Origin of the sequence: Selenomonas timonae, assembly GCF_014250475.1 — a bacterium.
In the GTDB taxonomy this organism is placed as follows: Bacteria; Bacillota; Negativicutes; order Selenomonadales; family Selenomonadaceae; genus Centipeda; species Centipeda timonae.
Map to the genome: position 1 here is coordinate 1,736,377 of NZ_CP060204.1, position 25,277 is coordinate 1,761,653.

At 58.4% G+C, this 25,277-nt stretch carries 19 protein-coding genes and 1 pseudogene; all 20 read left to right on the forward strand.

Annotated features, from left to right (window positions below; genetic code table 11):
• Positions 1-26: 26 nt before the first annotated feature.
• The 20 genes and pseudogenes from H1B31_RS08430 (at position 27) to glmS (ending at position 25,264) form a co-directional block, all read left to right on the forward strand.
• Positions 27-1,784, forward strand: a complete 1,758-nt coding sequence (locus tag H1B31_RS08430) for an O-linked N-acetylglucosamine transferase, SPINDLY family protein (protein ID WP_185979987.1) — start codon at positions 27-29, stop codon at positions 1,782-1,784.
• Between the two features lie 36 nt (positions 1,785-1,820).
• Positions 1,821-5,213, forward strand: a complete 3,393-nt coding sequence (locus tag H1B31_RS08435) for a DNA polymerase III subunit alpha (RefSeq protein ID WP_185979988.1) — start codon at positions 1,821-1,823, stop codon at positions 5,211-5,213.
• An 8-nt stretch (positions 5,214-5,221) separates the two neighbouring features.
• Positions 5,222-5,842, forward strand: a pseudogene (locus H1B31_RS08440) (pseudouridine synthase); the annotation flags it as partial.
• Positions 5,843-5,948: 106 nt separating this feature from the next.
• A complete protein-coding gene (locus H1B31_RS08445) occupies positions 5,949-7,205 on the forward strand; it encodes a BaiN/RdsA family NAD(P)/FAD-dependent oxidoreductase (RefSeq protein WP_185979989.1) in 1,257 nt (418 codons plus the stop codon).
• Positions 7,206-8,528: a 3-phosphoshikimate 1-carboxyvinyltransferase gene (aroA, locus tag H1B31_RS08450; protein WP_185979990.1), complete on the forward strand. Its 1,323-nt coding sequence runs from the start codon at positions 7,206-7,208 to the stop codon at positions 8,526-8,528.
• Positions 8,525-9,178, forward strand: coding sequence for a (d)CMP kinase (gene cmk / locus H1B31_RS08455; protein ID WP_009440307.1), 654 nt, complete (start codon positions 8,525-8,527; stop codon positions 9,176-9,178). The genes aroA and cmk overlap by 4 nt, the downstream gene beginning before the upstream one ends.
• An 11-nt stretch (positions 9,179-9,189) precedes the next feature.
• Positions 9,190-9,792, forward strand: a complete 603-nt coding sequence (locus tag H1B31_RS08460) for a lysophospholipid acyltransferase family protein (RefSeq protein ID WP_185979991.1) — start codon at positions 9,190-9,192, stop codon at positions 9,790-9,792.
• A gap of 20 nt (positions 9,793-9,812) precedes the next feature.
• Positions 9,813-11,231, forward strand: a complete 1,419-nt coding sequence (locus H1B31_RS08465) for a Wadjet anti-phage system protein JetA family protein (RefSeq protein ID WP_185979992.1) — start codon at positions 9,813-9,815, stop codon at positions 11,229-11,231.
• Positions 11,228-11,827, forward strand: a complete 600-nt coding sequence (locus H1B31_RS08470; protein ID WP_185979993.1) for a DUF4194 domain-containing protein — start codon at positions 11,228-11,230, stop codon at positions 11,825-11,827. Before H1B31_RS08465 ends, H1B31_RS08470 begins: the two co-directional genes overlap by 4 nt.
• The gene (locus H1B31_RS11480; protein ID WP_226372094.1) at positions 11,796-12,302 is read left to right on the forward strand and encodes an ATP-binding protein; all 507 of its coding nucleotides are present in this window, start codon (positions 11,796-11,798) and stop codon (positions 12,300-12,302) included. The genes H1B31_RS08470 and H1B31_RS11480 overlap by 32 nt, the downstream gene beginning before the upstream one ends.
• A gap of 9 nt (positions 12,303-12,311) precedes the next feature.
• Positions 12,312-15,116, forward strand: a complete 2,805-nt coding sequence (locus H1B31_RS08475) for an SbcC/MukB-like Walker B domain-containing protein (protein WP_226372095.1) — start codon at positions 12,312-12,314, stop codon at positions 15,114-15,116.
• Positions 15,085-16,320, forward strand: a complete 1,236-nt coding sequence (locus H1B31_RS08480) for a Wadjet anti-phage system protein JetD domain-containing protein (RefSeq protein ID WP_185979994.1) — start codon at positions 15,085-15,087, stop codon at positions 16,318-16,320. Before H1B31_RS08475 ends, H1B31_RS08480 begins: the two co-directional genes overlap by 32 nt.
• Before the next feature lie 89 nt (positions 16,321-16,409).
• Entirely contained in the window at positions 16,410-17,222 is an 813-nt protein-coding gene (locus tag H1B31_RS08485; protein ID WP_185979995.1) for an MBL fold metallo-hydrolase, read from the forward strand.
• Between the two features lie 15 nt (positions 17,223-17,237).
• On the forward strand, positions 17,238-18,341 hold the full coding sequence (locus tag H1B31_RS08490) for a S1C family serine protease (protein ID WP_185979996.1): 1,104 nt from the start codon (positions 17,238-17,240) through the stop codon (positions 18,339-18,341).
• Positions 18,338-18,817 (forward strand): 23S rRNA (pseudouridine(1915)-N(3))-methyltransferase RlmH, encoded by a 480-nt coding sequence (gene rlmH / locus H1B31_RS08495; protein ID WP_009440297.1) that lies wholly within the window; start codon positions 18,338-18,340, stop codon positions 18,815-18,817. The genes H1B31_RS08490 and rlmH overlap by 4 nt, the downstream gene beginning before the upstream one ends.
• A gap of 152 nt (positions 18,818-18,969) precedes the next feature.
• Positions 18,970-20,319: an NADP-specific glutamate dehydrogenase gene (gdhA, locus tag H1B31_RS08500; RefSeq protein WP_185979997.1), complete on the forward strand. Its 1,350-nt coding sequence runs from the start codon at positions 18,970-18,972 to the stop codon at positions 20,317-20,319.
• Positions 20,320-20,434: 115 nt separating this feature from the next.
• Entirely contained in the window at positions 20,435-21,280 is an 846-nt protein-coding gene (locus tag H1B31_RS08505) for an undecaprenyl-diphosphate phosphatase (RefSeq protein ID WP_009440295.1), read from the forward strand.
• A 3-nt stretch (positions 21,281-21,283) separates the two neighbouring features.
• On the forward strand, positions 21,284-21,913 hold the full coding sequence (pth, locus tag H1B31_RS08510; protein WP_185979998.1) for an aminoacyl-tRNA hydrolase: 630 nt from the start codon (positions 21,284-21,286) through the stop codon (positions 21,911-21,913).
• A complete protein-coding gene (locus H1B31_RS08515) occupies positions 21,876-23,144 on the forward strand; it encodes a radical SAM family protein (protein WP_185979999.1) in 1,269 nt (422 codons plus the stop codon). The genes pth and H1B31_RS08515 overlap by 38 nt, the downstream gene beginning before the upstream one ends.
• A gap of 290 nt (positions 23,145-23,434) precedes the next feature.
• Complete coding sequence (gene glmS / locus H1B31_RS08520; RefSeq protein ID WP_185980000.1) at positions 23,435-25,264, forward strand: glutamine--fructose-6-phosphate transaminase (isomerizing); 1,830 nt, start codon at positions 23,435-23,437, stop codon at positions 25,262-25,264.
• The last annotated feature ends 13 nt before the right edge of the window (positions 25,265-25,277 follow it).

Sequence of the window (25,277 nt, forward strand, 5' to 3'; positions counted from 1 at the left end):
ATTGTGTGGAAAGGAGGTTTTCGTTTATGCAGGAACAGCCGCCAAAGGCTGAACACGCGGCGGAGGAAAAGCTCAACTGGCTGAGGCTTGCAACGAAATTCTCTGCCGATGGCGATCTGAAAGGAATGCGCGCCTGTGCCCAGGAGGTGGATCGCCTGATGGAGGGGGATATTGACGCGATGGCCGTCAATGCCGAAGTGGCGCTCTACAGTGGCCGAATCGACGAGGCAGAGGAGCTTGCTGCAAAGGTACTGAGTGTTCAGCCGCGCCATCCGCGTGCCCGCATGGTGCAGGCCGGACTTGCGGCGCTGGAGTTTCGTCTGGACGACGAGATACCGCTGCTCGCAGATCTGATTGAGGAACTGAGCTGCAAGGCGAAGGTGCTTGGCGAGGAGGATCTCTCCTACGCAATCTATCATCAGATGCTGAAGCGTGCACGCGGATGGCTTGCCGATGCGCTCTACCTGGCGGGAGAGGCAAAGGGGGCGGCTCATGAACTCCTTATGTCCAGTCGTCTTGCGGATGAGGCGGATGAAGCAGCGGAGCTCTACAGCAAGTATCTCTTCATGCGCAACTATCGCCATCTCGGAGCGAAAGAGGGGCGGATCAAGGCGGAATACTATGACAGTCTCATAGATGTTCAGCCCTATGTGCATGACAATATCGTACGTTCATCGCAGCGAAAACTTCGCATTGGGTATATTTCGCCCGATTTTCGTGAGCATGCTGTCTCGTATTTCCTGACGCCTCTGCTGCGTCATTTTGACGGCGAGCAGTTCATGGTGTTCTGCTATGCAACGGGCAGGAGCGATGCCGTGACGGAGCGTTTCCGCACACGTCGTGTCACATGGCGTGATCTGCGCGGACGCCAGCCGCGGACGGCGGCACGACTCATTGCAGAGGATAAGATTGATGTATTGGTGGATTTGTCTGGACATTCGCAAGACAACGCACTGCCGATTATGGCGTACCGTCCTGCTCCTGTTCAGATTTCGGGGATCGGCTATACGAATACGACGGGACTGCACGTGATTGACTACTTCCTCTCCGATGAGATCTGCATTCCCAAGGGTGACCGCGCGGCAGAGGTCGGTTTTACCGAGCGGATTCTGCGCATGCCGCACTCCCACCTCTGCTATGCGCCCGAGGAGATCCGTGCAATGCCTGAGGCGGGGTATGAGACTCCCGTGCGCAGGAACGGCTATGTGACGTTTGGTAGCTTCAATAATTTTGCCAAGGTTACGGATGAAATCCTGCTCCTATGGCGTGGAATTCTCGAATCTGTTAAGGGCTCGAAGCTCATTATCAAGGGGAAGATCGCAAGCATTGACGCAGGGCTCAATTTTGCCAAGCACCGCCTCTCCTTGCTGAACTATGATCTTACACGCGTGGAATTTCGTCCGTATAGTCCGGACTACCTCGAGCAGTATCGGGACATTGACATCGCGCTCGACACCGCTCCCTATAACGGCGGTCTGACAACGTGCGAAGCGCTCTATATGGGGGTTCCTGTCATCTCGCTGCGCGGGCGTACGCACGGCTCCCGCTTCGGTGCCTCCATTTTGACAAATGCGGGCGTACGCGAGCTCGTTGCGGAGAACGACATCAACTATGTACGACGCGCGGTTCAACTTGCAGAGTCGCCAAAGCTGATCGAGGCGTACCATATGGGACTGCGCGCAAATATGAAGCGCTCGCCCCTGATGAACGTACAAGGCTATATGGAAGACTTGGAAAACCTATATCAGGAAATCTGGGAGAAATTCTGCGCATCGAAAATTTAGACTTGACGAGATAAATGAACGGAAGGGAGGAGAAGCATGGCCTTTGCACATCTGCATGTGCATACAGAGTACAGTCTGCTCGACGGTGCGAGCCGTGTCAAGGAACTTGTTCGGCGCACGAAGGAGCTCGGCATGGACGCAGTCGCTATGACCGATCACGGCGTTATGTACGGTGCTGTCCGATTCTATAAGGAAGCAAAGGCGCAGGGCATCCATCCCATCATTGGCTGCGAGGTCTATCTCGCGCCGCGTATGCGGCAGGAGCGCGCGGAGGTGGACGGCACACGCTACTACCATTTAATCCTTCTCGCCGAAAATGAAACCGGCTACCGCAATCTGGTGCAGCTCATATCCCTCGCAAATATCGAGGGATATTATTATAAGCCGCGTGTGGACAAGGAGCTGCTACGGAAATACCACGAGGGAATTATTGCGCTCTCTGCCTGTGTGGCGGGGGAAATTCCGCAGGCAATCCTGCGCGGGAATATGGAGCAGGCGGACGTGCTCGTCCGTGAATATGTGGAGATCTTCGGTCGGGAGAACTTCTTTCTCGAGATACAGGATCATGGTCTGCCTGAGGAAAAGACAGTCAACCATGCGATTCGTGATCTTGCGAAAAAACATGAGATTAGCCTTGTTGCAACAAATGATGTGCACTATGTCCATGCAGACGATAGCGAATTTCATGACATTCTTCTCTGTGTGCAGACAGGGAGAACCATCAACGATCCTGACCGCATGAAGTTTTCGGGTCCCGATTACTATCTGAAATCGGAGCAGGAGATGGCGGCGCTCTTTGCGGACTATCCGGGGGCGATTGAGAACACGGCGAAGATTGCTGCGCGCTGTCAGGTGGATTTCACCTTTGGAGAACTGCAGCTCCCGTTCTATCCCTTGCCCGCGCCCTATGAGAGCGACGACGCGTATCTTCGTGCACTTTGTGAGGAGCGCCTCTCTGCGCGTTATGCGGATGTCACGGATGAAATTCGCGAGCGCCTCTCCTATGAGCTTGGCGTCATTCGCGACATGGGATATGCGAGCTACTTCCTCATCGTGTGGGACTTCATCAACTACGCGCGGAAGCACGGCGTTGCCGTTGGTCCCGGGCGTGGTTCGGCAGCGGGCAGCATTGTCGCCTATCTCCTCGAGATCACGAATATCGATCCACTGCAGTATGCGCTCCTCTTTGAGCGCTTCCTCAATCCGGAACGCGTATCCATGCCGGATATTGATATCGACTTTGACGATATCAACCGCGGGAAGGTGATTTCGTATGTAAAGGAGCGCTATGGCGACGACCATGTCGCACAGATTGCCACCTTCGGTACGATGGGAGCGAAGGGCGCGATTCGCGATGTCGGGCGCGTCCTCGAAATGTCGTTCAGCGAGGTCTCTGCGATCACGAAGCTTGTGCCCGCAGAGTTGAATATCACATTGGAGCGCGCACTCAAGGAGTCCGCGGATTTTCGCCGTGCCTACGAGGAGGACGAGAACGTCGCTAGAGTGATCGACCTCGCGCGCAAAATTGAAGGGTTACCGCGCAATACCTCCATCCATGCGGCGGGCGTTGTGATTGCGAAGAATCCGTTGTCGAGTCAGGTGCCCGTCTGGGTCTCTGAGGGCACGCTTGTTACGGAGTTCGACAAAGACGATGTGGAAGCACTCGGTCTGCTCAAGATGGACTTTCTGGGGCTGCGTACCCTCACCATTATTGCAGATACAGTGCGTCATATACGTACATCGCATGGGATTGAACTGGATGTTGATGCGATACCACTTGTCGATGAGAAAACATCACAAATGCTGTGTGATGGAGATACAGGAGCTGTCTTCCAGATGGAGTCAGCGGGCATGACGAATCTCGTCAAGGACTTGCAGCCGAAGGGCTTCGTCGATCTCATTCCGACGGTTGCGCTCTATCGTCCGGGGCCGCTCGGCAGTGGGATGGTGACGGACTTCATCGACGGCTTGCACGGGAAGAAAGAGGTCGTCTACATGCACCCCCTGCTCGAGCCAATCCTCAAGGAGACGTTCGGCGTCGTACTCTATCAGGAGCAGGTTATGCAGATTGTGCAGGTGCTCGCGGGATTCAGCCTCGGTCAGGCGGATCTCCTGCGCCGTGCGATGGGGAAGAAGAAGCACGACCTCCTGATGGCGCAGAAGGAGATCTTCTTGCAGGGCTGCGCGAAGAATGCGATTGAGGCGGGGCTTGCGAACCATATCTTTGACCTCCTGACGCATTTTGCGGACTATGGGTTCAACAAGTCTCACAGCGCTGCCTACGGACTGCTTGCATGGCAGACAGCGTATCTCAAGGCGCATTACCCTGTCGAGTTCATGGCAGGCGTTCTGACGAGCATTATGGACAAGACGGACAAGATTCCCGTCTACATTCAGCTCTGCCGCCAGATGGGGATTAAAATTTTGCCGCCCGACATCAACTCGAGTGCGGCGACATTCGGCATCGAGGATGGCGCGATCCGCTTCGGGCTTGCCGCCGTGCGCAATGTCGGCGAGAATGCGATTGTGAGCATGGAGCGCGTGCGCGCGGAGGGCGGACAGTTCCGCTCGCTCGTGGACTTCTGCGCGCGCGTCGATATGCGTACGGTCAACAAGCGCGCAATCGAAAGCCTCATCAAATGCGGCGCGTTTGACAGCCTCGGCACGGAGCGCAATCAGATGCTTGTGGCGCTTGATGCCGCGATGCAGGATGCAGCGCGCCGTCAGCGCGATCTCATGAGCGGGCAGATCGGCCTCTTTGGGGAGGACACGATGGAGGAGGTTCATCAGATTCAGATACCCTCCGATGTTCCGCCGAGCACTGCGCGTGAGCGCCTGGCATGGGAGAAGGAGGCGACGGGTTTCTACATCACGGGACATCCGCTCGACGATTACAGCGATACGCTCGGCGGGCTCCTCTCCATCGGCGAAATTCCGAACACGGTAAAGAGGGATCGCCAGCTCGTGCGGATCGGGGGCATACTGACGAGTACGAAGCGCTTTACGACGAAGAAGGGCGACACCATGCTCTTCGCGGAGCTTGAAGATTTCAGCGGCAAGATCGAACTAACGGTGTTTCCGCGTGTCTTCTATGCGCACGTGTCCGATTTGGAGACGGATATGATTCTCGTCGTGGAGGGGCATGTCGATACGACGGGCGAGGAGCCGAAGCTGCTCGCCGATCAGATCTGGCGGATGAGCGAATATCGTTCCTCCTTCTATCTGATTCCGTCTGCCGATGCTGACCGCCGTACGCTGTGGACGCAGATGCAGGAGCTCTTTGCCGCACACCCGGGAGATCATCCCGTCTATGTCCGCAGTGACGGGAGCTGGCGTCCGCTGCACGAAAATTACTGGATTGACGGTTCGGCGGCGGTGCGTCAGGCTCTTACGGCGCTTATGGGCGAGAGCGCTGTCAAGGTGCGATAGGGAGCGATATGGAAGAACGACTGCAGAAGATCCTCAGCCATGCGGGCGTGGCGTCACGACGAGCAGTAGAGGAAATGATTCGTGCGAGGCGCGTGGCGGTGGACGGTACTGTTGTGACGGAGCTCGGCGCGAAATACGATGCCGCACAGCACGAGATCACCGTTGATGGTGTACGAATAGGGGCGGAAGAGCAGAAATACTACATCCTCCTCAACAAACCGCGCGGCTATCTCTCGACAGCACGGGATGATCGGGGACGCAAGACCGTGCTCGACCTCCTGCCCGACTTTTCGGCACGTCTCTATCCCGTGGGACGATTGGACGCAGATACGGAGGGGCTGCTCCTCATTACGAATGACGGCGCGATGACGCAGGGTCTCCTGCATCCGCGCTTTGAGATCACGAAAACATATCATGCGGAGATTGTCGGGGAAGTCACAGAAGCGGGGCTTGCCCAGCTGCGCCGTGGGATTCTCCTCGAGGACGGCATGACTGCTCCTGCAAGGGTACGAATCCTCAGGGCAGAGGAAGGACGCACGGTGGTCGAGACGATCATTCACGAAGGGCGCAATCGTCAGGTGCGCCGTATGTTTGCGGCGATTGGCTGCCGTGTCGTCTCCCTGCGGCGCGTGCGATTCGCGCAGCTGACGCTGAGAGGACTTGCCTGCGGGGCATTCCGTCATCTGACGGCAGAGGAGATTCGGGAGCTTCGTGAAATTGCGGGGGTGACAGAGCGTGAAAAGAATCATTGTGGTGGGGGCGGGACCTGCCGGCATGATGGCAGCGGCGGCAGCGGCAGAGTGCGGCGGGAGCGTTCTGCTTCTCGAGAAGATGCCGCGTGTCGGGCGCAAGATGATGATTACGGGAAAGGGACGCTGCAACGTCACAAGCGCAGACGAGATTCCTGACATCATCAAAAACATTGTGGGCAACGGCAGATTCCTCAACAGCAGTCTGCGCGCCTTTGACAATGTGGATGTCATGGCGTTCTTTGAGCGTCTGGGCGTACCGCTCAAGACGGAGCGTGGCAATCGTGTCTTTCCCGTGAGCGACCGTGCGCTCGATGTGGTGGATGCTATCGTGCGCCATCTGCACGATCAAAAGGTCGAGATTCGGACGAATGCAGCGGTGACGGAACTCATCATCGAGGACGGTCGTGTGTGTGGTGTCCGACTTGCGGACGGCACACAGATCGAGGCGGCTGCCGTGATTCTCGCGACGGGCGGCGCCTCCTATCCCGCGACGGGCTCGACGGGTGACGGCTATGCGCTTGCACGTGCGGCGGGGCACACGGTGACGGAGATTTTCCCCGCGCTTGTCCCGCTCGTGACAAGTGATGCGTGGGTGAAGGATGTGCAGGGGCTCTCGCTGCGCAATGTGCGCGCGACCCTCTACCATGCGGGCAGAAAGGAACAGGACTTCTTCGGGGAGATGCTCTTCACGCATTTCGGCGTAACGGGTCCCATTATTTTGCAGCTGAGTCGACGCGCGTCGGAACTCCTTGCGGCGGGACAGGAGGAGCTCGAGCTGCGGCTGAATCTGAAACCCGCACTGACGCACGAGAAGCTGCGCGAGCGCGTGGAGCGCGACTTTGCAACGTACGAGCGCAAGCAGCTCCGCAATGCGATGATCGATCTCCTGCCAAAGCGCCTGATCGATCCCGTACTGAATGCGGCAGACCTCTCGCCCGAGCGCTCCGCCCAGCAGGTCTCCGCCAAGGAGCGGGAACGTCTCGTACACACCTTGCAGGCGCTGGCGTTGCGGGTCACGGGGACGCGTCCCATTGCAGAGGCGATTGTGACGGCGGGCGGCGTTGCGACGCGAGAGATCGATCCGCGCACAATGGAGTCCAAACTTGTGAAACATCTCTATTTCGTCGGCGAACTGGTCGATGTGGATGCGCATACGGGCGGCTACAATTTACAGGCGGCGTTTTCGATGGGACATGCCGCCGGTTCTTACAGCGTTTGGAATTTGGAAGGGGACAAGTGAATGGCAGAGATTCAAACGATTGCGCCCGTGCGGCACGGCTGGCAGGGCGAGGTCGAGATTCCGGGCGACAAGTCCATCTCGCACCGCAGCGTCATGTTTGCGGGGCTGGGCAATACGCCCGTTCATATCAGGAATTTTCTCCATGCGGCGGACTGCCTCTCGACGGTCGGCGTCATGCGCGCGCTCGGCGTGGATGTGGAGTTTTTGAATGAGAACGAGCTGATCGTTACGGGGAAGGGGCTGCACGGTCTGACCGAGCCGATGACGGTGCTCGATGCGGGCAACTCCGGGACGACTCTGCGCCTCATGATGGGACTGCTCGCTCCGCAGCCCTTCCTCTCGACATTTTGCGGTGACGCATCGCTGACGCGCCGCCCGATGGGGCGCGTGCTCCTGCCGCTCTCCGCGATGGGCGCACGAATCTACGGGCGAAATACAAACAACAACCTCCCGCTTACGATTGTACCGACGGGAGAGAAGCTGCGCGGCATCCACTATGAGAGCCCTGTTGCGAGTGCACAGGTCAAGTCTGCAATTCTGCTTGCAGGGCTCTATGCTGATGCACCGACTACCGTGACAGAGCCATATGTATCGCGTGACCATACGGAGCAGATGCTCGCGGGCTTTGGCGTGCGTTTGGAGCGCACAGGGACGAACGTTACTTTATTCCCCGTGGAGGAGGGTGGCTATCGTGCGCCCGAGGAAATCACCGTGCCCGGGGATATCAGCTCGGCAGCGTACTTCCTCGTCGCAGGTACAATCATCGAGGGCAGCCGACTCCTGCTGAAAAATGTGGGCATCAATCCGACGCGTACGGGCATTCTCGACGTACTCACAGAGATGGGCGCTAATATTCAGCTCGAAAACGAGCGCACGAGCGGCGGGGAGCGCGTGGCGGACATCATTGTCGCGTCGGCGTCCCTGCGCGGCATCTCCTTTGGTGCGGAGATCATGCCGCGCCTCATCGACGAGATTCCCGTGATCGCCGTCGCCGCGCTCTTTGCCGAGGGCGATACCGTCATCACGGGCGCGGGCGAATTGCGTGTGAAGGAAACCGACCGTCTCCACGCAATCGCCGAGGAGTTTCAAAAGCTCGCGCCCGGCAGCGTCGAGGAGCAGGAGGACGGGCTCATCATCCACGGAAAAACTGAGATACGTCAGGCGCAGGTCAGCAGCTGGGGCGATCACCGCATGGCAATGTCGCTTGCCGTCCTCGGCGTGGCGGCGGAGGGCGTTCGGATCGAGGAGCCGGACAGCGTGAATATCTCATATCCGGCATTCTTCTCCGAGATGGAGCGTCTGAGCAAAGGAGGATCTTTATGAAGCGTGTGATTGCGATTGACGGCCCCGCAGGTGCGGGCAAGAGCACCGTCGCCAAGATTGTGGCGGAAAAGCTCGGCTATACCTATATCGACACGGGCGCGATGTATCGCGGCGTTGCCTGGAAAACCCTGCGGGATGACAAAGAGGCGACCGATGAGGCGATCCTGCGTGCGGTTCACGATATCGACGTGCGCCTTGCCTGCACGAAGAGTGGTACGCGCGTCACGGTCGACGGCACGGATGTGACCGCTGAGATCCGCACGCCCGAGGTCACGCACATCGTCTCGCGCGTTGCGGCACTCGGCCCCGTCCGCGAGAAGATGGTGGAGCTGCAGCGCGCGATGGCGGTGGACGGTGCCGTTGTGATGGACGGGCGCGACATCGGGACGAATGTGCTGCCAAATGCCGACGTGAAGATCTTCCTCACGGCATCCGTGGAGGAACGCGCACGCCGCCGCTATGACGAGATGGTGGCAAAGGGCTATGCCGTTGACTTTGATGAGCTGAAAGATGAGATTGCATCCCGTGACAAGCAGGACAGCGAGCGCACAATCTCACCTCTGCGGCAGGCGGAGGACGCTGTGCTGCTCGACTCGACGGCGCTCTCCATCGACGACGTTGTCGCGCGGATCTTGGAACTATCGGAATAGGCGGGGCGGATATGCTTTACGGATTTTTACAGTATTTCTTCCGATTGATTTTCTATACCCTTTTCCGCACGCGCGTCTATGGACGTGAGAATATCCCCGCTGAGGGCGCGGTCATCCTCGCTGCAAACCACGCGAGCAATATCGACCCGCCGCTCATGGCGAGCCTCATCGAGCGCCCCGTCAGCTACATGGCGAAGATCGAGCTGTTCGAGAATCCGATCTTCGGCGCGGCGATTCGCCGCTGTCATGCCTTTCCCGTGAAGCGCGGCGCATCCGACCGCGGCGCGATCAAGGCGGCGGTTACGGTGCTGAAGGAGGGGCGCGTTCTGGGGCTCTTCCCCGAGGGCACGCGCAGCAAGACGGGCGAGCTGCAAAAGGCGGAGGCGGGCGTCGCTCTCATCGCCGCCATGACGGGCGCACCGATTGTGCCCGTTGCCATTCTGAACACGCATCGCATATTTACAAACGGTGGGCTGATACCGCAGCTGCGCATTATGTACGGCATGCCGATCTCGTTCCACGGCGACCGCAAGAGCAAGGAATCGTTGGACACCTTCTCCGAGGAGATCATGGCACATATTGCGCAGATGAAGGAAGAACTTGCGCGTAAGTGAATAGAACGTAAGGTGAGGAAATGGAACTGTTTGATGTTCTGCCCGAACATTTCTTCGGGCTGTTGGCGGGGAAATGCCGGCGGATCTATGCGGAGGCGGGACTCTGCCTCTACGAGCGGTACCGCCTTGCCCAGTTCGGCATCGAGCAGGAGATTCTGCGCGATAAATTCCAGGAGCTCATCGAGAGCTGGGCGGAAGCCGGCGTTGCCTACGAGGATGAGGACTTTTCGGCGAAGGATGCCGGCGCGGAGGAGTCGCGCGCCAAAGCAAATCACATGATCCGCCGCATGAAGGAATTCGGCTGGCTGGACTATGAGCAGCGTGAAAACTTCAAAATATTTATTTTGCTCCCACATTACAGCAGCCGCTTGTGGGGGCTTTTTGCAAATCTCTGCGAGGGGCGTGCGGTGGAGTACCAGCGCTTTGCCTTTACGACCTATCAGGTGCTCTCGGGCGAGGCGGCAAAGGCGCAGCCGAGCATGGCTGTGCTCGAGGCGGAGCGGCTCGCCGAGGAGTTCGTCGAGGAACTGCGCATTCTGCTGAACAATATCAAGAGCAAGATGGAACAGGTCTCCGCACAGACGAGTCTGCAGGATGTGCTGTCTCATCATTTCGTCGAATATCGGGCGGACATTGTGGATCGCAGCTATCATCGCCTCAAGACCTCGGATCACGTCTCGCGCTATCGTATCCGCATCCTACAGGAAGTGCAGGAGATACGGCAGAACAAGGAGCGTCTGCGTGCCCTCTGCGACGATGCCGTGCGCCGTCAGCTTGCCGACTCGGTGGAGACTGCGGAATACCGCATGAACGCATCGCTGCAGACGATCGAGGAGATCTATCGGGGACTCGATGATATGTTTGCCCAGATCGACCGTCGCCACAATCAGTATGTGCGCGCGTCCTACGAGCGTGCGCTGTACTTGCAGCAGGCGGGCAGTGCTCGAACGGAAAGCATGATTGCGGGCGTTCTCCTCGCCATAGCCGAGGCGCGCGAGGAGGGAAGCGAGGTCGGGGGTCTGGCGCGCCTCTTCCGTCTGCAAGCAATGGATATGCTCCTACCCTCATCCCGCTATGTACCGCGTAAGAAGCGCATTCTGGAACCGGCTGCGGCCACGCCCGTGCGCAGCATTGATGAGGAGCTGCGTGCGCGTGTGCGGCGTGAGAGTGCGGAGCGCGTTGCGCGCGGCATCTCGCGGCAGAAAATCGAGGCGTGGATTCTGGATGTGCTCGGGCAGCGCGGCTCGATGGAGATCGAGGAGCTGCTGACCATCCTCCGTGAGACGGCGGAGCCCGACCTCCTGCAGCTGCTCTATGTCTATCTCTATGGGCACGACGAGCTGGCGAAATACCGGCTGGGCAAGCACAAGGAGATACGCGAGCAGGATACGATACGATACAGCAACCGCACGCTCAGGCGCAGGGAGAAGAGAAAATGAAGCTGGAACTGCTGAACGAAGAGGAGCGCACACGCATCCGGAGCGTTATACAGTCGCTTTTGGCGTGCAATTTTCTGACGCGCGAACACGATGCCGCACTCTACATTGCGGCGCGGCGCTACCGCGAGGAGCTTGTGGAGTATTTTCAGGTGATCGGATGGGAGTTCCGCGTGGACGAGCGCTATGAGATTGTGTGGCTGCTCTCCACGGGGATGGCGCACAGGCGATCCCTGACGTTGGAGGAGAGCATCTGGCTGCTCGTACTGCGGCTCATCTATGAGGAAAAGCGTACAGGGCTGAGTCTGAGCACATTCCCGATGACCACGCTCGCAGAGATCCGCGCCAAATATCTGGCACTCCATCTGCCAGACCTCAAGAAAACGGCACTGCAGCGCCTCACACAGCTCTCGAAGCAATACCGCCTCGCAGATGTACTCGATCGGGAGCTGTCCGAGGAGGCACGCATCCGCCTCTTCCACACGCTTGTGCTTGCCGTCGACGGGGAGGAGCTGTCGGAACTGCACAAGAGACTGGAGATCTATCGGCAGAGAAAGGAGGAGGACGATGAAGAAGCTGCGGAAAATGAAGGTCATTAATTGGCATTATTTCGATGAGGACGAGATTTCCTTCGGCTCGGCAACCATGCTCTCGGGGCACAGCGGCGCGGGCAAGTCCACCCTGCTCGACGCCCTGCAGTACATCTTCATTGGGAGTCAGACGCAGGCGCGGTTCAACGCGGCGGCGACGCAGGAAGCACGGCGGACGCTGCTGCACTATCTGCGCGGCAAGATCAAGGCAGAAGGGGTACAGTATCTGCGCGCGGATGAATTTACCTCCTACATCGTGCTGGAATTCTATGACGATATAAAAAAGGTTTCCTTTCTTGCAGGATATGTGGTCGATGTCTTCCGCGATGATAGTTTGCAGGAGGAATTCTTCCTGCTCGATCGACGTGCCCTCTCGGAGGTCGAGTTTCGTGGGGAGGACGGCGCGCTCTATACGCGGGAGGCATTTCATCGGCGCTATGCACACGGCAGCAGCGTCTTCGAGACGGGGAAGAAGCAGTGGTAGCGGCGCCTGATGAACCGACTGGGGCAGCTTTCTGCACGCTTCTTGCCGGCTTTTTCACGCGCGCTCGCCTTTCGCCCCATCAATCAGGTGCGCGATTTTATCTATGAGTACATCCTCCTCCCGCGCGATCTGAAATTGGACGTCCTGCGCGAGGTGTTCTACTCCTATCAGAAATTCGAGCGCGATCTGCAGGGGCTGCGCGCGCAGAAGCACGAACTGGAAACGCTGCAGGAGCACTATGATTCCTTCTGCAAGTGGCGGGATACCGCATGCGAGCAGGAGTTTGTCCTCCTGTCCTACAGGCATATGCGCGAGGCGGAAAAGCTGGATGCGGGGCGTATGCAGAAAGAGTCCTGCCGCGAACGCGTGGATGAGCTGCAGGTCAGAATGCACGAGCAGGAGCGGCTGTCCGAGCGCAGGAATCTTGAGCAGCAGGAGGCATATGCCGCGTGGCAGGGCAATGATACAAAGCGAAGGCGTGACGAACTGCTTGCAGCGCAGAAGGAATGCGAGGAGAAGCAGCGTGCGCTCAGAGCATCCCATCGACAGCTGCAGCAGAAAATGCTGCGGGAATCCGAGCGAATTGCAGCGCTTGCCGCATATCCTGCGGGCGAATTCTATGCGCTGCCGGAGGGCGCGGCGGCATCCTTGGGCGAGCTGTCGCAGATACTCACACATGCGGCGGAGGCTGACGTACGGGCGGAGGAGATTGGGCAGCTGCAAGGGGGGCTGCGCGATGGCGGCACACTGCTCGCTGAGATCGGCGCAGGGATGCAGCGCGGCGCACTCCTCTTGGAACAGGAGCAGACGGCAGCCGGAGCGAGGCAGGAGGAACTGCGCGCGGAGATCGACGGGCTCAAGCGGCGGCAGCGCAAATACCGCCCCGAGATGACGCGGCTCAAGGAGCTCTTGGAGCAGCGGCTTGCGGGACGCTCCGGGGTCTATGTGCTCTGCGAGGAGCTGGAGATTCTGGACGAGGAGTGGCGCGATACACTGGAAGGCTATCTGAACACCCAGCGCTTCGATCTCCTCGTGGATGAGTCTGTCTTTCGTGAGGCGCTGCATATCTATGAGCGTGAAAAGAAGCAGCGCCATTTCGACGGCGTCGGGCTTGTCAATACGGAGGCAGAGAAAAAGTATCTCGGCGTACAGGAAAACGGATCGCTTGCAGCCCTCCTGCAGGCGAAGAATCCCCTTGCACAGGCGCGCATTGACCATCTGCTTGGGTCGGTTATGCAGGCTGCGGACGAGCAGGAGATGATAACGTATCGGAGCGCCGCAACCAAGAGCTGTATGTCCTACAAGGGTCTTGTGGCGCGTCAGATACCACGGCGCTTCTATGAGATCCCGTACATCGGCGCGGGCGCGATTGAGCGTCAGCTAGAGATCCGTCAGCGGGAGTTGGAGGAGGTGCGTCAACGACTTGCTGCGCTCGCAGAGGAAGCGCGCCGCATGCAGACATTTGCCGACCTTCTGCACGAGCCTCTGCATCGGTATGGAGATTTTGCCGAGCAGCTGGGCGTCCTGTCCGAACTCGAAGCCTGCGCAGCGGAGCTGGCGCGGATGGCTGAGGAGCTCTCCGGCATGGATCTCAGCGAGGCGGAGCGCCTGAAAGCCGCCTATGAGGAGGCGCGTCAGCGCGCAGAGGAGGCGGCACGCGCATGCAGTGAGACGACGAAGGAGCAGGCCCGTGCCGAGTCTGCGCTCGACCAGGCGGAGCGCGCACTGCCGCTTCTTGCACGCGCGGAGGAGGAGTCGGGGCAGGCGGTTCGGGCGTGGCGCGATGCCTATCCGGAGCTGTCCGAGGCAGCCGAGGCGCGGCTTGCCGCTCTCATGCAGGAGGCACACGGCGAGCGCAGCATGGAGGAGCGTCTGCAGAGCTACGAGAGCAGCCGGCGCGGCAACGAGACGCGGCGTGACAATATGTGGCAGCAGCTGCTTGTCGCGCGCGAGCGCTACGGGCTGGAACACGGCGATACGGGGCACGTCTATGACCCCGATCATGCCTACTACGCACAGATCCACGCACGCCTTGCGGCGACGGATATTCCCGCCTTCGAGGAGAAGGCGCGCGAGGCTCTGGCGCAGTCGGAGATGGAGTTCAAGGCGCATTTCATCTTCAGTATGCGCGAAGCGATCGAGAGTGCGCGGCATGAATTCCGTGACCTGAACTATTCGCTCGATCAATTTCAGTTCCACAAGGATAAATACAGCTTCCTCATCACGCCCAGCGCGAAGTACAAGCCGTTTTACGATGCGGTCATGACGGCGGATTGGGAGATGGCGGGCGGGCTCTTTGCGGAGACCGATGCGGCGGCAAACGAGCAGGCGATGGAGCTGTTTGAAAAACTGGTCAAAGGAACGCCTGAGGAACAGGAGGAGTTCTCCGACTATCGGCGCTATCTCGACTACGACATCCGCATCACGGATACAGCGGGGCAGTCCTATCTGTACTCGCGCGTTCTGCGGCAGACCTCGGGCGGCGAGACGCAGACGCCGTTCTACATTGCAATCCTTGCCGCGTTTCAGCAGATTTACAACGACAAGACCATACGCCTCACCGTCTTTGACGAGGCGTTCAATAAAATGGACGAGGAGCGCATCAAATCCTGCATTCAGCTCATCAAGCGCATGGACATGCAGCTGATTGTCGCCGTCCCGGATGAGAAGCTCGCCGCCATTGCCCCCCTGATGGATCAGTCGATCATCGTAACAAATGCGGGCAATCACTGCTTTACTGATGAATTGGGCGATGTGCGGACGTGGGAGAAGGGGATGACACATGAGGCAAGCGGAGAGCAGGACTTACTATGAGCGGGAGATACTGAGCATCCTTCTCGAGAAATACGAGCGCAGCAACGCTGCCATCGGCGGGGCGGGACGGCGGCCTCAGTTTCGCCTGCGGAAATCAGCGCTTGCCTCTGCCTATGCGGACGAGCTTGATGCGGATCGGCGTGAGGCAATCGAGGCGGCGGCAGAGGAACTCGAACGGCAGGGCATGATCTCTGTCGTGTGGGAGCGTCATGGCACGGGACGGATCGAGCGCATTCTGCTTGCAGTGGATGCGGCGCAGCTCTATGAGCGTATGGGGCGCACAATGCCGCTTGTGCGCGTGGAGGAGTACCGTTCTGAGATTTCGCGGCTGGCGGCGGCAAAGGGCGTATGGGTGCGGCGTTGCTGCAACGAAGCGCATAGAATATTGTCCGCGAACAGGATTCCCGCATTCCTACCCAAGGAGAAGGCACTTTGTGCAAATCTGATCCGCGCCATCCTCTCACTTCCCGCTGCGGGGGAGAATGCCATACCGAAGCGCGTATTCAGTCAGCGCGTCTTTGGCGACAGCAAGTATTTTGAACGATGCATCGAGACGCCCCTTCTCATCCTTCTGCGGCGCTTCGCAGAGGAACCCTGTGAAACAGATGCCGCGTATCTGGATATGGCGGGCATCACGGGTCATCATGGGAAAGTATGGATTGCAGGGCGCATGGATTTTTCGCTGCATGGAAGAGCGTATATGCTTGCCGACTTTGCGGGCGGGATCGAGCTGACCTATGACACCGTAGCAGCAATGAAGATTGAAACGCTGCCGCCCTCCATCCTGACGGTCGAGAATCTGACGAATGCAGAGGTCCTTGCACAGGAGGGGGCGGATTACCTCCTCATCTATACGGCGGGATTTCCAAATCGCACCATACAGGCGTTGCTGTCGAAGATTTCGAGAATGCAGCCCCCTGATATAGCGCATTGGGGCGATCTGGACTATGGCGGGATTCGCATTTTTGAATATCTGCGCAAGAACTTCTTTTCCCATCTGATACCGTATCGGATGGACGTGGAGGAACTGCGCGCCCATCGTGCCTTTGCCCAAAACTTGACGGACGCACAGAAAAAACGCCTCAAGGCGCTTCTTTGCCGTGAGGATTTTGCCCTGTGGCACGAACTCATCCGCGTCATGCTCGCCGAGGGCATATGGTTGGAGCAGGAAGCGCTCTTGTGGGAAAATGATATGACATCGTAGGAGAAAAATCCACTCGGATCTGTGTCTGTCGCAGGGCTGATCCGCAGATTCGCATTTCCTGCAATCATCACATACCCGTCAAAGAAAATATGCAGACAATTTACAGAAAAAAGGAATATGATGTGCGAAAGAAAGGGGGATGTTCGTTGCAGGTAGCAGTACTGGCGAGCGGAAGCAAGGGAAATGCGGTCTATGTGGAGATGGATGGCGCGCGCATTCTCATTGACGCGGGCATCAGCGCGGCGCGGATCACAAAGGGGCTGCGCGCGCGCGGCGTCGAGCCGCAGTCTCTGGACGCTGTGCTCGTGACGCATGAGCATATCGACCACGTGCGCGGGCTGAGGACGCTCGCCAAGCAGTACCATGTGCCGATCCTCGCCACGCGTGGAACGCTTGCGGGCATCGACGGCGGCGCGGCATTTGCGGAGGACATGCACCGCATTTCGGATGATTTCACCATCGGTGCTGTGACCGTGCGCCCCTTTCCGATCTCACATGATGCGGCAGAGCCGTGCGGCTTTCGCCTTGAAGGCTCGCACTGCTGCACGCTGGCAACGGATCTCGGCATTGTCACCGAGACGGTGCAGGATGCGATGGAGGGGGCGGACGTGCTCGTACTTGAGGCGAATCATGACGCCGACCTCCTGCGTCAGGGCAGCTACCCGTGGCCGCTCAAGCGGCGCATTCTCTCGAATCGCGGACATCTTGCGAACGGTGACGCCGCATGGGCGCTCACGCGTATGAAGAAGCCACCGCACAAGGTCTATCTCGCGCATCTCTCGGAGGAGAACAACCGTCCGACGCTCGCGCGCGATACGGTGAATGACATCCTCGCCTCACGCGGCATCACGCTCGACATAGAGAGCTGTCTGCCGGAGGGCGGGGCAGAAATTATTATGTGAAAAGGAGATGTTTCTATGAACATCCGAATCAAGAAGCGCAAGGGCATTGCCCTCGTCGCCGCAGCTGTCATGGCGTCTTTTGTCATCTTCGGCGGCTGCTCGATGGGGACGGCGGCAGACAACACGGTCGGCGGCATGAAGCCGGCGCAGACGGTCGACGTTTCAGGTCTTTCGGACGCGCGCAATACACCTGTCGTACGTGCGGCAAAGGCGGTCGGCCCTGCGGTCGTCGGCATCACGAACAAGGCGGTCGCCCGTGACTGGTTCAACAACCCTGTCGAGACGGAGGGCGTCGGCTCCGGCGTGATCTTCCGCAGTGACGGCTACATCGTGACAAACAATCATGTGATTGACGGGGCGAAGGAGATCATTGTCTCGCTCTCCGATGGGCGCAGTCTCAAGGGCAAGCTTATCGGGCAGGATGAATTCACGGATCTCGCCGTGGTAAAGGTGGATGAAAAGGATCTGCCGACGGCGACTTTTGGCAACTCGGATACGGTTGTGGTCGGTGAGCCTGCGATTGCAATCGGTAACCCGCTCGGGCTTGAGTTTCAGGGCAGCGTTACCGTTGGTGTCATCAGCGCACTGAACCGCACGCTCGATGTCAGCGACAAGCGTGTAAAGCTGCTGCAGACCGATGCGGCAATCAGCCCCGGTAACTCGGGCGGTGCGCTTGTCAATGCGGATGGTGAGGTCATCGGCATCAACAGTGCAAAGGTTGCTGCTGCTGCCGTCGAGGGCATGGGATTTGCCATCCCGATCAATACGGTGCAGACCATCGTGAACGAACTGATCGAAAAGGGCTATGTGGCGCGTCCGTACCTTGGTGTATCCGTCTTTGACCCAGCGACGGCGGCACGCTACGGCTATCAGCTGAACATCGACAAGGGCGTCTACATCTTCCGCCTGACGCTCGACGGCCCGTGCGGCAAGGCAGGCTTCCAGCGCGGCGACATCATCCTCGAGATCGACGGCGAGGAGGTCAACAGTGTTGCGGAGCTGCGCACGAAGATCGCCTCGTACAAGGTCGGCGACAAGGTGACTGTGACCTACGACCGCAACGATACGAAGCGCAAGACAGAGGTCACGCTCGAAGAAATGCCGCAGGATGACCGGTGAAGATCACCGTTGTCTGTGCAGGGAAGCTGAAGGAGAAATATCTGCGCGAGGGAATCGCGGAGTATGAGAAGCGTCTGCGCCCATACGCGGACGTGCGCACGATCGAGATTGCAGAGGAGCGGATGAAGGAAAAGCCCTCCGCTGCGGAAAAGGCGGATATCCTGCGCCGCGAGGGGGAGCGCCTCCTCGCACAGGTGCCGCAGGACGCCTATCTCATCGTCTTGGATGTGGGCGGCGCGGAGCTCTCCTCGGAGGAGTTTTCGGCAAAGATTGACACACTCACCGTTGGCGGGCGGAGTCATATCGCCTTTCTGATCGGCGGTCCCTTTGGGCTTGCAGATGAGGTCAGGAGACGTGCTGATCTGCGCCTTTCGTTCTCGCATTTTACGCTCCCGCATCAGCTCATCCGACTCTTTCTTATGGAGCAGATCTACCGCGCGTTCAAGATCAGCAGGGGAGAACCCTATCACCTGTAAATTTTGGAGAAGTGCCGCAATCGGCACTTCTTTTTTGTATTTCCACTGCATATTGTATTCATGACTGTAATCCCTATACAAACCTTTGTGCCGTGTGCTATACTCAGTCACGTTCGATGAAGGGCACCGAACAAACAGAGGGAGGAATTATAATGTCTGACATGAAGCAGTATGTAAATGATATTCTCGATCTGGTGTCGAAGCGCGACCCCGATCAAACGCATTTCAAGAATACGGTATCCGAGGTTCTGACATCCGTCGTTCCCCTTTTGGAGAAGCACCCCGAGTACAAGGAGCACAAGATCCTCGAGCGCATGATCGAGCCGGATCGCATCATCTCGTTCCGTGTGCCGTGGGTGGATGACAAGGGCGAGATTCAGGTCAACCGTGGATTCCGCGTTCAGATGTCCAGCACGCTTGGCCCCTACAAGGGCGGTCTGCGCTTCCATCCGAGCGTCACGCTCGACATTCTGAAGTTCCTCGCCTTTGAGCAGGTCTTCAAGAATGCACTGACGGGACTTCCGATCGGCGGAGGCAAGGGCGGCTCGGACTTCGACCCGCATGGTCGCTCCGACAACGAGGTCATGAAGTTCTGCCAGAGCTTTATGACGGAGCTCTATCGCCACATTGGCCCGAACGTGGACGTTCCTGCGGGCGACATCGGCGTCGGCGGCCGCGAGATCGGCTATCTCTTCGGCCAGTACAAGCGCATCCGCGACTCCTATGACGCAGGCGTCCTCACGGGCAAGCGCACGGACTACTGGGGCAGCCTTGCGCGTACCGAGGCGACAGGCTATGGACTCCTCTACTTTGTGCAGGATATGCTCGAGGCAAAGGGCATCGACATTGCGGGCAAGACGGTCGTCGTATCCGGCGCGGGCAATGTTGCGACCTATGCGATCGAAAAGGCGCAGGAATTCGGCGCAAAGGTTGTCACCTGCTCCGACTCGAACGGCTACATCTACGATCCGGACGGCATCGATCTCGCAGCGCTCAAGGACATCAAGGAAGTCCGTCGTGCGCGCATCAAGGAGTATGCGGACACGCATCCGAATGCAGAGTATCACGAGGGCTGCACGGGCGTATGGTCGGTGAAATGCGATATCGCGCTCCCGTGCGCAACGCAGAGCGAAATCGATCTGGAGTCTGCAAAGCTGCTCGTTGCAAACGGCGTGCAGGCGGTTGGCGAGGGCGCAAATATGCCGTCCACGCTTGACGCGATTGCGTACTTCCAGAAGAACGGTGTTCTCTTTGCTCCTGCAAAGGCGGCAAATGCGGGCGGCGTTGCAGTCTCGGCACTCGAGATGTCGCAGAACTCCGAGCGTCGTCAGTGGACGTTTGAGAAGGTTGATAAGCGCCTCCGCAAGATCATGAGCCACATCTACCGCGATGCAAAGAAGAATGCGGAGCTCTACGCTGACCCCGACGATCTCGTCGCAGGTGCAAACATCACTGCGTTCTCGAAGGTTGCGGATGTTATGCTCGCACACGGGCTCGTGTAAGACTATAATCACAAATCAAGGGCTGCTTCGGCAGCCTTTTTTGTGCATAAAGCGGAGAAGTGTGCTATAATAGGCGGGATTTTACTGAGAAACTCACAGGAGGCGTATATTTACAGTGGATATTGCATTGGTAGAATTGGTGAAGGTCGTCATTCTCGGCATCGTGGAAGGTCTGACGGAATGGCTGCCCGTGTCCAGTACGGGGCATATGATCCTCGTCGATGAGTTCATCCGTCTCGATGTGTCGACGGCGTTCATGGATATGTTCCTCGTCGTCATTCAGCTCGGGGCGATTCTCGCCGTTGTCGTGCTGAATGCGGAGAAGCTCAATCCGTTTCTGAGCAGCAAGTCGCAGGCGGAGCGCCGCGCAACTCTCGACCTCTGGGGCAAGGTCATCGTTGCCTGTCTGCCCGCAGCCGTGATTGGACTTGCCTTCAATAAATATATGGAAGAGCATTTCATGAATGCGCCCGTGGTCGCCTCCATGTTAATTCTCTATGGCGTGCTCTTCATCGTGGTGGAGCGTTGGAACAAGCGCCGCACGCCGCGTGTGGACGCCCTCTCTGCGCTTGATTACCGCACGGCGTTCATCATCGGCATGTTTCAGGTGCTCTCGCTTGTGCCGGGCACAAGCCGCTCAGGCGCGACGATCCTCGGCGGCATCATCTTCGGTGCGAGCCGCTACGTTGCGACGGAGTTCACCTTCTTCCTCGCGATTCCCGTCATGTTCGGCGCATCCTTTTTGAAACTCGTCAAATTCGGATGGAACTACTCGGGCACGGAACTTGTCATTCTGGGCGTTGGCATGGTTACGGCATTCATCGTCTCCATCCTCTCGATCCAGTTCCTCCTGCGCTATATCAAACGCAATGATTTCACGGCATTCGGCTGGTACCGCATCGCGCTCGGTATCATTGTGCTCGCCTATCTCTTCCTGATCGGCGATCCGACGAAGGAGTAAATCATGAAGATGATTGCGGGGCTCGGCAACCCCGGCGCGGAGTATGCCCAGACGAAGCACAACGTCGGCTTTATGCTCGTGGACGCGCTCGCGGAGCGGCTGAACGCGCCCGCATGGAAGGAAGATTTTTTTTCGGCTGTCACAGAGGTGCGCATTGGCGGCGAGAAGGTCTTTCTCGTCAAGCCGCTCACCTATATGAACAACAGTGGCGAGGCGATCGGCCCCATGCTTTCCTACTATAAGATGGCGGCGGACGATCTGACCGTCGTTCACGATGACATGGACATCCCTGCGGGGACGGTGCGCATTCGGAAAAAGGGCAGCTCGGGCGGGCACAACGGCATCAAGTCTATCATTGCACACGTCGGTGGCGAGAACTTTGCGCGCGTCCGCATCGGTGTCGGGCGGCCGCCTGCGGGGTGGACGGTCATCAACCACGTGCTTGCGCCGTTCCTTGCGGAGGATGCGCCGAAAATTCGCGAGGCGATCGGCTATCTCCTGCCCGCCGTGGAGTGCATTGTGACGGACGGCGTGGAGCTCGCGATGAACCGTTACAATCCGCACAAGAAGAAGGCGCGAAAACAAGAGGAGAGTCATGAAGGCGAAAGCAGCGAAGCGTGCACAGCGGAGTGAGATCACGGCGGTCTACGCCGACCTTCGCGGAAACATCTGCGAGGCAGAGGGCGTGCGTGGGATGGGGCGCATTGGTTCGTCCAATCTTCCGCTCCGTCCTGACGATCTGATTCCTCTTCCCGAGAGCGCCGATCTCATGTTTATGCCCGATCATCTGGCTACAGGGCAGGGCGCTGACGGCACGGAGAAGCGCATCGCGGGCACGGCGGTCGCGGCAATCCTCCCGCAGGGCTATACGCGCACGCATCTGCCCGCATTCGACCGCATGGAGGGCGCTGCGCCGCTGCCGCTCTACGGATATACCGCTGTCGTCTCCCATCGCGGGCAGCTCTGCGTCGCCGCCGTCTATACGGATGAAAACGAGAAATGGGATCCTGCCAACTACAACGGAAAGGAACTCAAAAAACTCGTGCGTCGCACGATGAAGGAGCTGCCGCATAACCGCATTGTGGAGCAGGTCGGGAACTGCTCGCTGAACTATCACTGCCTGACGGCGCAGAATCTCTTCTACAGGCGTTGGGAGTGCGGCGTACCGACATCGCCTGTATGCAATGCGAATTGTCTCGGATGTATCTCGCTGCAGAGCTCGGAGTGCTGTCCCTCGCCGCAGGAGCGCATTACATTTTCGCCGACGCCGGAGGAGATTGCCGAGGTCGGCATCTACCATCTCTCCATTGCACCCGACGGCATCATCAGCTTTGGGCAGGGCTGCGAGGGTGAGCCGTCACTTGCGGCGGATCGGATTGCCGAGGGAATTCGTAGGATTCGTGCCGTGACGCAGCGCGGGCAGATCAATATGAACTCGAACGCGGGCTTTCCCGCAGGAATGCGGAAGATTGTGGACGCGGGACTCGACTCCCTGCGCGTCTCCATCATCAGTGCACGCGACGAGAGCTATGATGCATATTATCGCGCAAGTTATCCGTTGGACAACGTAAAGGAATCCCTCCGTTACGCGCTCGATCACGGCGTCTACGTCTCGCTGAACCTCCTGCACTTCCCGGGCTTTACGGATCGTGTGGAAGAGCTTGCAGCGTGGCAGGAATTCTTTCGCGTTCTGCCCGTTCAGATGATACAGATGCGGAATCTGAACATTGACCCGACGATTTTCTTGCAGACGATGCCGCAGGCAGAGGGTGCACCCGTCGGCACGAGGGGATTTATGGAGGCGCTTCACGCGGAGTTCCCGCAGCTTGTGATCGGCAGCTTCAGTCACTATGTAAATGATTGACTTCTCGTACAATATCGGATAGAATGACCCTGTGCATCGTAGATGCATAGGGATTTCTTTTATCAAAAAGATTTTTTCTTAGCGCTGGCTCTGGGATGCGTCGCATTTCAGAGGACGAGGAGAAGGTTGTCGAGCCGTCAGCGGATGCCTTCCGGCACGCTCTGTCGAGAGTCTGCGGTCAAAGCGCAGGGGTGACCCTGCGGACAAAGCTGCAGATGGAGCGAAATCCCTGAACGATGTTGTGGGGAATTCATTTCGTGTGGATTCCTTTTCGATCAGGAGGTATTTTTATGTGTGGAATCGTGGGTTATGTTGGGGATCGTCAGGCGGCGGAGTTCCTGCTCGACGGACTCTCAAAGCTCGAGTATCGCGGCTATGACTCGGCGGGCATTGCCGTCTACAACGACGGTGAGATTCGCGTCGAAAAGAGCGTCGGACGCCTCGCTGCACTGCGCGACAAGATCAAGGGGAATGTGCCGACGGGCAGCCTCGGTATCGGGCATACGCGCTGGGCGACGCACGGGCGTCCGTCGGATGTGAATTCGCATCCGCATACGGACTGCCACGGTGACTTTGCCATCGTGCACAACGGAATCATCGAGAACTATCTCTCGCTGAAGGAAGAGCTCATTGCAAAGGGGCATGTCTTCAAGTCTGAGACGGATACCGAGGTCGTCGTACACCTCCTCGAGGAGGTATACAGCGGGGACTTCATTGCCGCCGTGCGCGCGGTGCTCGAGCGGATTGAAGGCTCGTATGCGCTCGCGTTCATGAGCCGGAAGCATCCGGATATGCTGCTGTGCACGAAGCAGGACAACCCGCTCATCATCGGACTCGGCGAGGGCGAGAACTTCATCGCCTCGGATATTCCCGCCATCATCTCGAAGACACGCCGTACCTATATCCTTGCCGATGGCGAGCTTGCGATTGTCCGCAAGGATGCGGTCGAGGTGACGAATCATCTGGGCGCAGTCGTGCCGAAGAAGGTGTTCGAGGTGACGTGGAACGCCGAGGCGGCGGAGAAGGGCGGCTATGAGCATTTCATGCTCAAGGAGATCAACGAGCAGCCGAAAGCGGTGCGCGACACGATGAGTCAGCGCATCACGGGGGATAAGAAGTCGATTTCCTTCGAGGAGCTCGGATGGGATGCCGCGTATCTCAATTCGTTCAATAAAATCTACATTGTCGCGTGCGGCACGGCATACCATGCAGGGCTGGTCGGCAAATACTACATCGAGAAGATGGCGCGCGTCCTCGTCGAGGTGGACGTCGCCTCGGAGTTCCGCTATCGAGATCCGATTGTCGACGAGCATACGCTTCTCATCGTGGTCTCCCAGTCGGGCGAGACGAGCGACACGCTCGCAGCGCTGAAGGAGTCGAAGCGACGCGGGGCAAAGACCCTTGCGATCACGAATGTGGTCGGCTCGTCCATTGCACGCGAAGCGGATCAGGTCGTCTATACGTGGGCAGGCCCTGAGATCGCAGTCGCTTCGACGAAGGCGTATACGACCCAGCTCGTCCTCTTTTTCATGCTCGCGCTCTATATGGCAGAGATCAAGGGGACGATTGCGGCGGAGCGTACGGCAGAGCTCGTTGCACAGCTGCAGGAGATTCCCGCGCAGATCTCGGAGATCCTCTCCGATGTCGATCCGATCAAGACCTTTGCGAAGCAATACGGCTTCAACGAGGATGTCTTCTACATCGGGCGCGGTCTGGACTATGCCGTCTCGCTCGAAGGCGCGCTCAAGCTCAAGGAGATTTCCTACATCCACGCCGAGGCATATGCGGCGGGCGAGCTGAAGCACGGCACGCTCGCACTGATCGTCGAGGGGGTGCCCGTCATCGCGCTCGCAACGCAGCGCAATGTCTACGAGAAGACGCTCTCGAACATCAAGGAGGTCAAGGCGCGCGACGCCGTCGTCATCGGCATTGCCGCCGAGGGCGATACCGAGCTTGAGAAGTATGTCGATCACGTCATGCACGTGCCGGCATCGGATGAGTTCATCATGCCGATCCTCTCCGTCATCCCCCTGCAGCTGCTCGCCTACTATGCGGCGATTACGCGCGGCTGCGATGTGGACAAGCCGCGTAACCTTGCGAAGTCGGTTACGGTCGAGTAAATTTCAAAAGAAT